The following is a 12,745-nucleotide window of genomic DNA, read 5'->3' as shown; positions in this document are numbered from 1 at the left end:
GGTCTCGCTCGCACGATACAGGCTCCCGGGGCTTCGGCTCCGGGGGCCTTTTTCGTGGCGCGGGCAGGGGGCGCCGGTGCGCTCGCCGGCAGCTGTCATCTTCATGGATCTCGGCGCCTCTCATATCGCGGCCTGACGCATCCTGCGGAGCCGGGATCATTGCCCGTGCGACAAACGAAAACGAGAGAAGCCGGGCTCTTGCCCGGCCTCTCTCGTCTCGTCGCACAAGGTTGAAGAGCGCAGGTCTCAGGCCGTGCGGTCGAGGGGCCTCTCGTTGGACTGGAGCTTGGCGGCCGCCGCTTCCGCGTAGGCGCGGGCCTTCAGCACCACGGGATCGGGCAACTGCACGACGATGTCGCCGGATGCCGGATCGACGACCTGGTAGACGAGACTTTTGGTGTCCTCGTCGATCCTGACGCGACGCTCGTTCTGGTCAACAGGAGCCGCTTCGACCGGCCGTTCTTCCTCGACAGCGGGGGCAGGGCGATCGCCCGAGCGGATATCGACGCGCACAGCCGGTTCGAGAGGTGCGGCAGGGGGCTTCGGCGCTTCGACGGGCCGGACCGCCTGGACGGGAGCCGGGGTCGGGTTGCGGATCGGGGAAGCCCCCGACAGTTCCAAGATACTCATCGCACGCCCTTTCTGATCTGGTCGTGGCATGCAACCAGAAACATCCTGTCGCGTGAATCGTATCTTAAGATTTTTGTCCGCCCCACGGTTGAACGCGCGCATCCTGAAGGATGCGAAAACGCGATAATTCAATTTTTATGTATTCGCGTCGGTGTTGATCGATTATGTCCGAATTTTCGGAATTACACGTACTTGAAGGTGGGCGGCCGGACGAGTTCCGGCCGCCCACTCGTCATTCCGGCGGCCTGACTACTCCGCCGCGTCGACGTAGAGCTTGCCGCCGTCGGCTAGGAACTCGGCGGATTTCGCCGCCATACCGGCTTCGCGCTCGGCGGCGCTCATCGGCGTCGCCTCGCCCAGCACCTCACCCGCCGCCTCCATCGCCAGGACCTCGGCGCGCAAGTCCTGCGTGATCTTCATCGAGCAGAACTTCGGGCCGCACATCGAGCAGAAATGCGCGACCTTGTGGGCGTCCTTGGGCAGTGTCTCGTCGTGGTAGGCGCGGGCCGTGTCCGGATCGAGGGAGAGGTTGAACTGGTCCTCCCAGCGGAAGTCGAAGCGGGCGCGTGAGAGCGCGTCGTCGCGCAGCTGCGCCGCCGGGTGCCCCTTGGCGAGATCGGCGGCATGCGCGGCGATCTTGTAGGTGATGACGCCGGTCTTGACGTCGTCGCGGTTGGGCAGCCCGAGATGCTCCTTCGGCGTCACGTAGCAGAGCATGGCGCAGCCGAACCAGCCAATCATCGCGGCGCCGATGCCGGAAGTGATGTGGTCGTAGCCCGGCGCGATGTCGGTGGTCAGCGGTCCGAGCGTGTAGAACGGCGCCTCACCGCACTCGGCGAGCTGCTTCTCCATGTTCACCTTGATCTTGTGCATCGGCACGTGGCCGGGGCCCTCGATCATGGTCTGGCAGCCCTTGTCCCAGGCGATCTTGGTGAGCTCGCCGAGCGTCTCCAGCTCGGCGAACTGCGCCGCATCGTTGGCGTCGGCGATCGAGCCCGGACGCAGGCCGTCGCCGAGCGAGAACGAGACGTCGTAGGCTCGGCAGATGTCGCAGATCTCGTCGAAGCGCTCGTAGAGGAAGCTCTCCCGGTGCCCGGCGAGGCACCAGCGCGCCATGATCGAGCCGCCGCGACTGACGATGCCGGTCACGCGGCGCGCGGTCAGCGGCACATGGGCGAGGCGCACGCCGGCATGGATGGTGAAGTAGTCGATGCCCTGCTCGGCCTGCTCGATGAGCGTGTCCTTGAAGACCTCCCAGTCGAGCTTGAGCGGATCGCCGCCGACCTTCTCCAGCGCCTGGTAGATCGGCACCGTACCGATCGGGACAGGCGAGTTGCGGACGATCCAGGAGCGGATGTTGTGGATGTTGCGCCCCGTCGACAGGTCCATGACCGTGTCGGCGCCCCAGCGCGTCGCCCAGACCAGCTTCTCGACCTCCTCGGCCGCAGACGAGGTGACGGCCGAGTTGCCGATATTGGCGTTGATCTTCACGAGGAAGTTCCGGCCGATCGCCATCGGCTCCACCTCTGGGTGGTTGATGTTGGCCGGGATGATCGCGCGGCCGCGGGCGATCTCCTCGCGGACGAATTCCGGTGTGATGAAGGGCGGCAGCGCGGCGCCGAAGCTGTTGCCGTCGGCGAGCGCCGCCTCGGCGCCCTCGAGCATCGCCTCCCGGGCGAGGTTTTCGCGGTGCGCGACGTAGATCATCTCCTCGGTGACGATGCCGGCGCGGGCGAACTCGTACTGCGTCACCATCTGGCCAGGCGCGGCCTTGCGGATCGTGCGCTCGGCAGGGCAGGGGGCGACGAGCTTGTCTTCCGGAACAAAGCCGTTGTCCTCGGGCTTGACCGCGCGCGGCGTCACCGTGGCATAGCCGCGCTTGGCGATCCAAGGCTCGCGCACCAGCGGCAACCCGGCATTGAGGTCGATCCTGGCGTCCGTCTCCGTGTAGGGTCCGGACGGATCATAGACCCGGACCGGAGCCTCCTTCGGATCGCTCAACCCGATCTCACGGAACGGTACGCGGACATCTTCTCGGCCGGCCACGGTCGCGTAGACTTTACGCGAGCCAATGATCGGGCCGGTGGTCACGGCCTGCGGCTGGCCTTTTGGAAGATCTTTGGGGAGAACGGGTGCATTCATCGGGCGGCTCCTGGCGCTGGAGGCGACCCGCATTCGACGACGACGTCAGGCGGCGCGGCGACAAGCGCCGTCTCGTTCCCGTCCCTCCGCCGGTACGAACCGGATCAGGTTCAAGGGTCAGGGCGAGAAGCCCAATCTCAGCCCGGACGGGCCCCCCTCGGAACGTCTTCAGGGTCGGGCCTCGCTCGGCTTTTGTCAAATGCCGGCTGATTCGACCCGGCCACGCCCGTGACAAGCTGGGGTCAACCGGCTAACCCGTTTCACGCCTCAGGGGCTGCTGCCTGCCTGGATGGACACCATTCGCCTCCTCGTCGTGATCGCCGCCGTCGTTGTTCTTGCGGTCGCATCGATGGTCGTGGGCTTGGTGATGTTCCAGCGCCGGCTGATCTATCCGCTGGCCTTCGACATGGCCGCTATTCCAGCCGACCGGAGGGTTCCGGGGGTCGCCCAGGTGACCATCGAGACCGCCGACGGCGAGCGCCTGTTCGCTCTCTGGAAGCCGCCCCGCCCCGGATGCGGGGTTGTCCTGACGTTCCCCGGCAATGCGTCACTTCCCGAATGGGCCGCTGCGCGTTTCGCAGATGGACCTTGGCGCGCCCATGGCTGGGGCGTGCTTGCGTTGGCCTACCGTGGCTATCCGGGCTCCACGGGCTCGCCGAGCGAAGTGGGCCTTATCGCCGATGCAGACGCAGCGTTGCACTTCGTCCGGCAATCGGCCCCGACAGCGCCCATTCTCTTGCACGGTCACTCACTCGGCGCGGCCGTCGCCGTCGCGACCTCATCGAAGACGTCCCATCTCGGACTATACCTCGAAGCACCGTTCGATTCGCTGTTGAATCTGGTTCGAATTCGCTACCCGCTCCTGCCGACGGCCTTGTTGCGGGATTCCTGGCGCTCCGACCTCCGGATCGCCGACGAAACGCGCCCGGTCCTGGTGGTTCACGGCGACGCCGATCCGGTGATCCCGGCAAGGCTGGCGGAAAAGCTCGTGGCGACGATCTTGCCGAATGCCCGGGTCGAGATCCTGCCAGGCGACCACGTGTCGATCCTTGGCGTTCGCGATGGGTCGGCCGAGGCGAAATTCAGATCTCGCATCGCTTGTGAGGCCGGCGCCATCACCCCATGATTTCATCCGACGGAAGGGTTGGCCTCGCCGACGGTGATCGAAAACGCCAGCGAGGCCGTGCCGGACGTTTCTTTCCGACATCCCGATCCTAAGATATTACCGAAGCTATGCATTCATATGGATTAAAAACGAATGCAGTACTTCAATCAGTTCAGGTCTAAAGCTTACAATGTCGGTTTCCGAAGGCTGGCTTTCCTGCAGCCTCGACGTCTTTGACATAGGTCGTTCGAGCGACGAAAGTCGGACCGCTGGCATCGGCGGCGATCAGTCGGAGTCATTGCGGTACAGAGCGCCCGGCCGACGTTGCCTTGCAGGAACCGCATCTCTCGCGAGACATGCTCAAGACAGTTCCAAGGATTAGCGAGCAGTTGATGCGCGGACGCCCGCTCGCATCACGTTCAGTTCCGGAGGCCTGCGGCGAGCTGATGATTGATGTTGATGAGCGCGGAGAGCTTCTCGGCCTGCGGCTCGACCAGCACGTCGATCATACGTCGAAACACGAATACCGAAAGCCGTGCAATGCTTTCCTTAATATCCGCGGGAAGCGCGCTCTCCGGAGCGGTCGCGGCGCCTGCCAGAATCGTCCAGACTTTTTGATTGAAGTTGAGGGCTTCGTTGAGCCCGCCCGAGAGGTTCGCCCAGTCACCCTGGATGGCTTGCAGTCGGCTGGCGGCTTTGGTCAGAACTGCAGCTTCCGCCTCGCGCGGGGTCAGCGCAGTCTGGGATACCCTGGCGTAGGCATTGGCCCCGTAGCTCATCGCGATCCTCGTTGAATCAGGGCGATCCTGTTTCAGGATCGCGACGCTTAAGCTAGGCATCCATGTGTTAACGTGGGGTAATCGCCATCTTGCCTCAATCGCGTCGATAAGCTCGATGACGCACCAATGCGCGCCGCCCTTACGAGAGGCAGCGGAGCGCGGGACAAACGGGGATGATGAATTTTATCCTGGGCACAGTCGCCGGCGGTTTGGTCGCCAGCATTGCGATCATCGCCGCTGCCCGTCATCCCGAAGTGCAATCACGCCTCGGTATCACGACACCGGCAGCGCCGATCACCTTGGCGGCGCCTTCCCAACCTCGCCCGGAATGCCCGTGCTTGAGCGTCGGAAAGTCTGTCGATGCCCCCGTCGGTCAACCGGAGATGCTCTTCTCCAGGCGTCGTTTCTGGTCAGTGGCGCCGCATTGACACAACGCAGCTTGCCGGGTTCGCCCCTCAGACGGAACTCAGCAAGAACATCAGCATGGTCGTCGCGACGGTGGTGCTGACGAACCCGCAGAGGGCGGCTGCGAAGGACGGGCCGGTTTTGGCGCCGACTCCGTCAATCTGGCCAGGGAATACCGAAAGGTCGTTGGTCGAGGACATCGTTTTCATGACGGCAAGCTTTCGGATGAGCCGGTGGTTCGCTCAGTTCATGAGAAGGTGTGAACGATTCGGGTGACGGCCGGCGTGCGCAGCAACACGAGAGCCATTTAGTTGCAGCGGTTGACAGCTTTCGCTGCCCGCAGAGCACGGGATTCGCTTCGCAGGTCGATCGCAGCCATCGTGGCGCCGCAATCTTCGAACTCGTCGCGGGCGTCGCCTACACGGTCGCCGATCTCGTCGAGTGTATCGCAAACCCGATCTCTATCTCCGATTCGGGACTCCTGACGGGCTTGGAAACGGAGTGCGCTGACTTCTTCGAGCTTACGCTGTCCCTCACCACATGTCGGAAGGGCGAAAGCAGGGCTGGCAGCGCTCAGGATGAGGATCGCAGCCAGCTTCGCATGCAGCAGATTGCGCATCGGACCAATCCTTAAGGATCGAGTAAAAGAAATGATCTGATCGAGACCGCGAACGCCCCTCATGAGCCGAGGGCTGAGCCAGTCATCGCTCGTTCTGGGCATGAAACATCGACGCAGAGCTTATGGTTCCGACGATGTGTGCACTGCAATTTTGCGCCTGCGCGACGTCAAGATGCTCGGCAATTGAACCGGAGCGAACCCCTGGGAATCGACCCCGACATCGTACTGCCGGGGGACAGGCTTCAGCATGCCGTGCGAGTGACCATGGAGGTTGATCACCCCGCTGCCCATCCGGTTCCATGTGCGGAAAGCGTAGTGGCAGAGCACCAGGCGGCGTTCCTCGACTGTGATTTCGGCGTAATGCGCGATGGAGGTCCAGCCGGCGGCGAGGGTGCCGGCGCCGTCGTTGTTGCCGATGATGAGGTGCTTGGTGCCGTGGAGTTGCCCCAGGATTTCGGCCACCCTCTGGTCCGAGGGCCCGAGGGCGAAGTCACCAAGGTGCCAGACCTCGTCGTCCGGAGCGACGATCGCGTTCCAGTTGGCGATCAGGGCCGCGTCATGGCGCGGGAGGTCCGGGAACGGCCGCCTGTCGATCCTGAGGATCCTTGGATCGCCGAAATGCGTGTCGCTGGTGAACCAGACAGCCACCTCGGGAACCGTTATCGGCCCGGACTGAAGCGAAGCGGCACGGTGACCGAGAGGTTGCTTACCGAGACACCTGATGGAGCCGCCGGCAAGGAACCTCGAACCGTGGCGAGGGCGGCACTGTCGATCGGCCCGATGCCGCTGCTGCGCGCGAGGCCTGAACTCGTCACTTGACCCGACCGGGAGACGGTGAATCGCACGACGGCGACACCCCCAGCCGTACCCGCGGCAGCGTTACGGTCCATGCGGCCATGGATCGCTGAACTGAGCGCTCCCTGCCAAGCCCTCAAGGCGCTTGGGTCATTGCCACCCGCCGCGGCACCCGCGCTGTTCTGACGAGAGGCGGAAGCCGAGTTCTGAGCTCCTCTCGCCGTGTTCGTCTCGGCACTGCGCTTGGCTGCCTCCTTGGCCGCTTCCCGTGCTGCCTTGGCTCTGGCCTCGCGCTTGGCCTCGATCTCCGCTCTGCGACGCGCTTCGATCTCGGCGATCCGCTTCGCCTCGCGCTTGGCCTCTTGACGGGCCGCTTCGAGCTTCGCAGGATCCGGCTGCGGTTTCACCGGCTTGGGCACCACGGCGGCTTTAGGAGGGTCCGGAACGACGGGTGGCGGCGGCGTCTCCGCGACCACTTCCGGCGGCGCCTCGATTGAGGCCGCCTGCTCGGCGGTGGAGGTGACGATCTGATCCTGCGGTGGTGCTGCGACGACAGCCTCCGTCGGAGGGGCGATTTCGGCTTCCGGGGGCTTCGCCGTGGTCGTGTCTTCCGGCGCCACGGCGGCGACGTCCGGCGGGAGCACCGCGTCTACGGTGTCTGGTGTTTCGACGGGCTCCGTCGCCGTCGGCGGCGGCTCGGCCTGAGCCTGATCAGCTGGCGCTTGGGAATCCGCCTCCGTCATCTGTGGGGCAAGATCGATCGTGATGGTGTTCTCGCCGGGCGGTGCAGGAGATACGGGCGTGTAGAGGGCAAGGCCCGCCAATGCCGCGGCGTGGACGAGCAGCGCCACGAGAAACGCCGGTCCGAGGCCGGAAGGAGGTCCTCCGGGTTGGTCGATTGTCGTGGACATGCTCATCGGGCTATCGTGGCGCCGCTGTCGGTGCCTGCGCTCCGCCCGGCGACTGGGCGATCAGCGACACCTTTGTGAAGCCGGCCTGTCCCACGAGGCCCATGACCTCCATGATCTTGCCGTAAGGCACGTCGCGATCGCCACGAACCAGCATGACCTGGTTCGGATCCTCGGCGGCGAGGGCCCGCAGCCTCGGCAGGATCGTCTCGGGGCTCAGCGATTCCTTGGCGAGGAATGGCTGGCCGTCCTTGTCGATCGAGATCTCGAGCGGCTTCTTGGCCTGCGCCACCTTGGCGGCCGTCGTCTTCGGCAATTGCACAGGTACGCCGGTCGTCATCAGCGGCGCGGCCACCATGAAAATGATGAGCAGCACCAGCATCACGTCCACCATCGGCGTGACGTTGATCTCGGACATCGGTGCGGCGTCGAAGCCGTCTTCGTCGTCGTTGCCGGAGGCGCGGACAGAACCCATCGCCATCGTGATGTTCCTCGGGGTGTCTCTACGGGTGCTTCGAAGGAACCGGCTATTCCGCAGCGGCGCGGGTCTGTCCCGAGCGGTCGCGCGCGAGGCGATTGCCGAGAAGGCCGATCGTGGAAACGAAGCCGGACTGGATGCGGCCGAGATCGTTCGTGAGTTTGTTGTAGGCCATGACGGCCGGGATCGCGACGATGAGCCCGATCGCCGTGGCAAAGAGCGCCTCGGCGATACCAGGCGCCACGACCGCCAGGGAGGTGTCCTGGCTTTTCGCGATGGCCGAGAACGAGTTCATGATGCCCCAGACCGTGCCGAACAGCCCGATGAAGGGGGCCGTGGATCCGGCGGTGGCAAGAAGCGGCAGGCCGATCTGAAGGCGCTTGATCTCGGCGGTCAACGCCGCCCGCATCGCCCGCTCGATGCGGTCGCGGCGCTCGGCCCGTGTCTCCGACGCATCCTGGTCGCGCCAGGCCTCGACGCCGGCTTTGGCGATGATCCCGGACAGGCCGTTACCCTCCGTGCTGAGAGTGGCGTTCGCCCGCACCTGCGCCTCAAAGGCCTTCGCTTGACGCTTCGCCTTGGCGAAGCGCAGCACCTTCTCGAAGACCACTGTCCAGCAGGCGACCGAGGCGACCACGAGCAAGATCATCACGCCCTTCACGATCGGGTCGGCCTGAAGGAACAGGCCGAGGAAGGAGAGGTCGTGTGCGATCTCGGCGGGCGCGTGCGTCGGGTCCATGAGGGTCCCTCGAGTTCAAAGTTCAGGACGCCCGCAGCGAGGCCACGAGCAGGATGGTCTGGCGGCTCAGCGCGCGAAGGCGGCCGTGGATTTGCTCTCCGTCACGATCCGCTCCAGGCACGTCTCGCGAGTGGCCTGACCGCCCTCGCAAGCGAGGACGTCGTTGAGGAGGACGCGTCCGATCTTCGGACAGGCGATGGTGGGGAAGTCGAACAGGCGGACAATCGTCTTCTTGTCGGGGATCGGCCCAAGCTCGACGGCGAGCCGCTTCTGAGCAACGCCTTCTGTATCGAACGCGAACAGGTCGACCTTGAGCGATTTCAGCGCTGCGCCTCGGCTGTTGTCGACGACGAGGTAAGTGCGGCAGGCCTCGCCCGAAGGCTCCAGCCGGTTGAGCTCGAGCTTGAGCGGCGTCGGCGATGCGTCCTGGGCGAGCGCCGGCCCCACGAGAGCCAGGGTGCTGGCAACCGCCATGAAGCATCGATCGCGGCGGCGAGGACGACCTTGAGATGACGCGGCGCTCGACATATCGATCCTGGCTTCCTCGGTGGCGAATGGCAGCCCGCGCGGCACCGGCTTCTCGTCCCGGCGCAAAGCCGCGAAGCCGAGCACGGGGATCGCCGACGCATCGACTCAGCAGCCAAGTCTGGATGCCTTGCCGATGTCCGCGACGTCCCCGGGGGATTAACCGAAGGGTACGGGGCTGATCAAGCCCGCGTCAGAAAATGAGAGTAGTTCCAAACTGTTACAGACATGCCCGGTCGCGCGGATAGCTGGCCGTGGACATGCCGAAACCTCCCGCATGCCCTTGCCGAATGCTCCCGAACTCAGCGATGGGCCGTGAGGTGGCGGCAGGTCGAACCTTGATTATTCGTCAGTTGCACCAGACCCTTGATGCGGTGTCGAGCGACCGCCATATCGCAATCAGTCGATGCGAAACATCGGCAGGGGTGCTGCCTTAAGCGGGCCCCGACATCGAAGCGCCCCTCGTTCGGGGCTTCGCCGAGGACCTTGCCCGTGACGACACGCCCCTCTCCGTTCGGTCATCCTTTCCTGCTCGGCTTCGACGAGATCGAGCAGGCCCTGGACCGGGTTTCGAAGGGCGGCAACGATGGCTACCCGCCTTATAATATCGAGCGGGTCGCCCGGTCGGGAGACGAGCCGGAGCGCCTTCGCATCACCCTTGCCGTGGCGGGCTTCACTCAGGACGAGCTCGACGTGATGCTGGAGGAGAACCAACTCGTCGTGCGGGGACGACAGATCGACGACAAGTCGCGCCAGTTCCTCCATCGCGGTATTGCTGCCCGTCAATTCCAGAGGTCGTTCCTTTTGGCCGACGGCATGGAAGTGATTGGAGCGGACCTCGCCAACGGCCTCCTCTCCATCGATCTGACCCGGCCGGAGCCGGAGCGGATCGTTCGTAAGATCGCGATCGTCTCGCGAGATCTTTAACGCAGCTCGTATTTCATCCGCGGTGCCGTCTGAAGCGGGCCGCGTTTACCCAACGACTGCTCTGCCTCGAAAGGAGGGCTCCATGTCCGATATCAGCCAGAACCCGATCACCCGGGCCGAACTCGATCCGGCCGATTTCAATCCCTCCGATCTCGCCGCTCTTGGCGAGGGGCACATCGCCTATGTCCGTGCGATCCGCTCGGACGAAGTGCGGAGGTTATTCCCACAGGCGCCGGAACTCATGCCCGGGCTCAACCTCTTCGCCCTGCTCTCGGCTAACGGCACGCCGATTCTGCTTGCCGATTCCCGCGAACTCGTGGTTGCCAACGCCACCGCTCAGGACCTCGTCACCGTCAGCCTGCATTGACGGTTTCGGCCACCGCCGCCACCAGCCTCGCGATATCCTCGGGGCGAGACAGGCGGTGGTCGCCATCTGCCATCAAGGTTAGGACGGTCCCCGCCTTCGGCAGCAGGCCGACAATTCGCAGCGCGTGCTCGTAGGGGACGTCTGGATCGTTCATGCCCTGAAGGATGTGGACCGGGCATCCGGGATCGAATGGCGCACCCATGATGCTGTGGCGGCGTCCATCCTCGATCAGCGCGAGGGTCACCGGAACCGGGTCGGGACCGTACTCGGTCGGGCGTAACCAGACTCCGTCGCGCTCCAGCGTGTCGCGGATCTCCGTCGGGAAGCGCTCCCACATCAAGCTCTGTGTGAAGTCGAACGCCGGCGCGATCAGGACTAGGGCCGCAACGGGCATGCCTCGTCGCTGCCGCTCACGCGCCACGAGGGCCGCGATCCATCCGCCCATCGACGAGCCGACGAGAACCGGGCGTTCCTCCGCATAGGCCGAGATGACGGCTTGGGCATCCTCGAGCCAAGTGGAGATCGTCGCGTCCTCGAAGCGTCCGCCGGACTGCCCGTGGCCGGAATAGTCGAAGCGTACGAATCTGCGAGCGGTAGCCTCGGCCCAGGCATCAATCGCCAACGCCTTGGTGGCGCCCATATCGGAGCGGAACCCCCCGAGCCACACCACCGGCGGTCCGGCTCCATCACGGACCTTGACCGCGAGCGTCCGCGGGCAAGAGCCGCTACCGACCACGACTTCCTTCGCGACGCTCGGGTGTGCGGGCATGCTGCGTTTCGCCGTTGATAGGTTGCAATTGAGCGGCAGCCTTCGCACGTCGTTTACCGAACCGTAAAGCGCAGGGCCGATGGTATGGTATGATAGCAAAAATGCCACGTGACTGCCTCGTAGGAGGCTCGGAACGCACGCTCGGCCTGCTTCTGTGTTCCAATCGCCAAGCCTGTTCCCGTGGTCGGTTGCGATGAACGATACGCGATCCGCCGGCACCTTTCCGATCGAGAAGACGCCGCTGGCCGGGGCGACGATCCTCCAAATCATTCCCGCACTCGATGCAGGGGGCGCCGAACGCACGACCGTGGACGTCGCAGCCGCCCTCACCGCGGCCGGTGCACGCGCGCTCGTCGCCACCGAAGGCGGACGCCTCGTCGGTGAACTTCAGGCAAAGGGCGGGATTTGGCTGCCGTTCCCCGCCGCTTCCAAGAACCCATTCGGAATGGCTCTGCACGTCGGGCGCCTTGCCAGATTGTGCCGGCGCGAGGGGGTAGACCTCGTTCATGCCCGTTCCCGGGCACCGGCCTGGGTCGCCCTTGGCGCGGCGCGGCGGATGAGGGTGCCCTTTGTCACCACCTATCACGGCAGCTATTCCGGCCGTACCGGGGTGAAAGTGCTCTACAATTCGGTGATGGCCCGCGGCGATGTCGTGATCGCCAACTCGCACTACACCGCCGATCTGATTCGGAGCCTGCACGCGGACCAGGCGGGCGACAGAGTGCAGGTTATCCATCGCGGTACCGATCTCGCTCAGTTCTCCCCAGGCGCTGTCTCATCGGCAAGAGTGGAAGCACTGCGCCGGGCATGGGGCGTGGCGCCTCACGAGAGGGTCGTCCTCCTCGCTGCGCGCCTGACCGCTTGGAAGGGCCAGCGCGTTCTTATCGAAGCGGCGGCTCTGATGCGCGACCGGGGCCTGCGCGATGTCGCCTTCGTCCTTGCCGGGGATCCTCAGGGACGAGCCACCTATGAGCGCGAGCTCGATGGGCTCGTCGCGGCCCGCGGCCTCGACGGCACCGTGCGCCGGGTCGGACATTGCACCGACATGCCTGCCGCATTCCGGGCGGCCTCCGTCGTGGCGGTGCCGTCGATCGAGCCGGAGGCCTTCGGCCGCTCGGCCGTCGAGGCGCAAGCCCTTGGAACACCCGTCGTCGTTTCGGATCTCGGCGCCGTACCGGAGACTGTGCTTGCCCCGCCCGACGTGCCGTCGGGCCAGCGAACCGGCTGGCGCGTTCCACCCGGCGACTCTGCGGCCCTGGCCGATGCCCTCACCGAGGTTCTCGGGCTCGGAGCGAGCGCTCGGGATGCCCTGGCTCGCCGTGCCCGGGCCCATGTCGAGGCGCATTTCTCCCTCGAAGGTATGGTTGGCGATACCCTCGACGTCTACGCTCGCTTGCTGGGCCGGTCTCGGACATCGGTGTGAGGAAGCTCATCGCCATGGCGAGGATCAAGACGTCATCGGCTATCGGATGAACGAAAGCCGTGCGAGCCGGTTGACTTGGCGCAGAACTCAGTCAAGCTAACGGCACCGGATTACCGGAGCGATTGGTGGCCAGG

At 65.0% G+C, this 12,745-nt stretch carries 15 protein-coding genes and 1 riboswitch; of the genes, 4 read left to right on the top strand and 11 right to left on the bottom strand.

What is annotated here, in order from left to right; translation table 11 throughout:
* Window positions 1–246: 246 nt before the first annotated feature.
* Together K2Y56_RS12985 and thiC are read right to left on the bottom strand one after the other, a co-directional pair.
* The gene (locus K2Y56_RS12985) at window positions 247–630 is read right to left on the bottom strand and encodes a hypothetical protein (RefSeq protein WP_292507865.1); all 384 of its coding nucleotides are present in this window, start codon (window positions 628–630) and stop codon (window positions 247–249) included.
* Window positions 631–879: 249 nt separating this feature from the next.
* Entirely contained in the window at window positions 880–2,772 is a 1,893-nt protein-coding gene (gene thiC / locus K2Y56_RS12980; protein WP_292507863.1) for a phosphomethylpyrimidine synthase ThiC, read from the bottom strand.
* A gap of 64 nt (window positions 2,773–2,836) precedes the next feature.
* Window positions 2,837–2,940: riboswitch (TPP riboswitch) on the bottom strand.
* Window positions 2,941–3,061: 121 nt separating this feature from the next.
* Here thiC and K2Y56_RS12975 point away from each other — a divergent pair.
* The gene (locus K2Y56_RS12975; RefSeq protein WP_292507861.1) at window positions 3,062–3,898 is read left to right on the top strand and encodes an alpha/beta hydrolase; all 837 of its coding nucleotides are present in this window, start codon (window positions 3,062–3,064) and stop codon (window positions 3,896–3,898) included.
* 398 nt (window positions 3,899–4,296) lie between these two features.
* Here the strand turns inward: K2Y56_RS12975 and flaF are convergent, their stop codons facing one another.
* The 8 genes from flaF to K2Y56_RS12930 all read right to left on the bottom strand — a co-directional run bounded on the left by flaF (window position 4,297) and on the right by K2Y56_RS12930 (window position 9,074).
* The gene (gene flaF, locus K2Y56_RS12970; RefSeq protein ID WP_292507859.1) at window positions 4,297–4,656 is read right to left on the bottom strand and encodes a flagellar biosynthesis regulator FlaF; all 360 of its coding nucleotides are present in this window, start codon (window positions 4,654–4,656) and stop codon (window positions 4,297–4,299) included.
* Between the two features lie 455 nt (window positions 4,657–5,111).
* Entirely contained in the window at window positions 5,112–5,270 is a 159-nt protein-coding gene (locus tag K2Y56_RS12960) for a hypothetical protein (protein ID WP_292507855.1), read from the bottom strand.
* A 98-nt stretch (window positions 5,271–5,368) separates the two neighbouring features.
* Complete coding sequence (locus tag K2Y56_RS12955) at window positions 5,369–5,680, bottom strand: hypothetical protein (protein ID WP_292507853.1); 312 nt, start codon at window positions 5,678–5,680, stop codon at window positions 5,369–5,371.
* A 120-nt stretch (window positions 5,681–5,800) separates the two neighbouring features.
* Window positions 5,801–6,328 (bottom strand): metallophosphoesterase family protein, encoded by a 528-nt coding sequence (locus tag K2Y56_RS12950; protein ID WP_292507851.1) that lies wholly within the window; start codon window positions 6,326–6,328, stop codon window positions 5,801–5,803.
* A gap of 11 nt (window positions 6,329–6,339) precedes the next feature.
* Complete coding sequence (locus K2Y56_RS12945) at window positions 6,340–7,392, bottom strand: energy transducer TonB (protein WP_292507849.1); 1,053 nt, start codon at window positions 7,390–7,392, stop codon at window positions 6,340–6,342.
* 4 nt (window positions 7,393–7,396) lie between these two features.
* The gene (gene tolR / locus K2Y56_RS12940; RefSeq protein ID WP_292507847.1) at window positions 7,397–7,864 is read right to left on the bottom strand and encodes a protein TolR; all 468 of its coding nucleotides are present in this window, start codon (window positions 7,862–7,864) and stop codon (window positions 7,397–7,399) included.
* Window positions 7,865–7,910: 46 nt separating this feature from the next.
* Window positions 7,911–8,600, bottom strand: a complete 690-nt coding sequence (locus K2Y56_RS12935; protein WP_292507845.1) for a MotA/TolQ/ExbB proton channel family protein — start codon at window positions 8,598–8,600, stop codon at window positions 7,911–7,913.
* A 66-nt stretch (window positions 8,601–8,666) separates the two neighbouring features.
* Window positions 8,667–9,074 carry a Tat pathway signal protein gene (locus K2Y56_RS12930; RefSeq protein WP_292508043.1) on the bottom strand — a complete coding sequence of 136 codons (408 nt, stop codon included), beginning with the start codon at window positions 9,072–9,074 and terminating at the stop codon, window positions 8,667–8,669.
* Window positions 9,075–9,617: 543 nt separating this feature from the next.
* On the opposite strand from K2Y56_RS12930, the gene K2Y56_RS12925 reads away from it, so the two are divergent.
* Window positions 9,618–10,052, top strand: a complete 435-nt coding sequence (locus tag K2Y56_RS12925) for an Hsp20 family protein (RefSeq protein ID WP_292507843.1) — start codon at window positions 9,618–9,620, stop codon at window positions 10,050–10,052.
* Window positions 10,053–10,134: 82 nt separating this feature from the next.
* Window positions 10,135–10,419: a DUF1150 domain-containing protein gene (locus tag K2Y56_RS12920; RefSeq protein ID WP_292507841.1), complete on the top strand. Its 285-nt coding sequence runs from the start codon at window positions 10,135–10,137 to the stop codon at window positions 10,417–10,419.
* Here K2Y56_RS12920 and K2Y56_RS12915 read toward each other — a convergent pair.
* Window positions 10,406–11,188, bottom strand: coding sequence for an alpha/beta hydrolase (locus K2Y56_RS12915; RefSeq protein ID WP_292507840.1), 783 nt, complete (start codon window positions 11,186–11,188; stop codon window positions 10,406–10,408). The two genes, K2Y56_RS12920 and K2Y56_RS12915, sit on opposite strands and share 14 nt — an antisense overlap.
* 193 nt (window positions 11,189–11,381) lie before the next feature.
* Between K2Y56_RS12915 and K2Y56_RS12910 the strand changes: the two genes are divergently transcribed.
* Window positions 11,382–12,611 carry a glycosyltransferase family 4 protein gene (locus K2Y56_RS12910; RefSeq protein WP_292507838.1) on the top strand — a complete coding sequence of 410 codons (1,230 nt, stop codon included), beginning with the start codon at window positions 11,382–11,384 and terminating at the stop codon, window positions 12,609–12,611.
* The last annotated feature ends 134 nt before the right edge of the window (window positions 12,612–12,745 follow it).

It is taken from the genome of Methylobacterium sp., from assembly GCF_019745455.1.
Lineage (GTDB): Bacteria > Pseudomonadota > Alphaproteobacteria > Rhizobiales > Beijerinckiaceae > Methylobacterium.
This window is presented reverse-complemented; position numbering and strand designations above follow the sequence as displayed.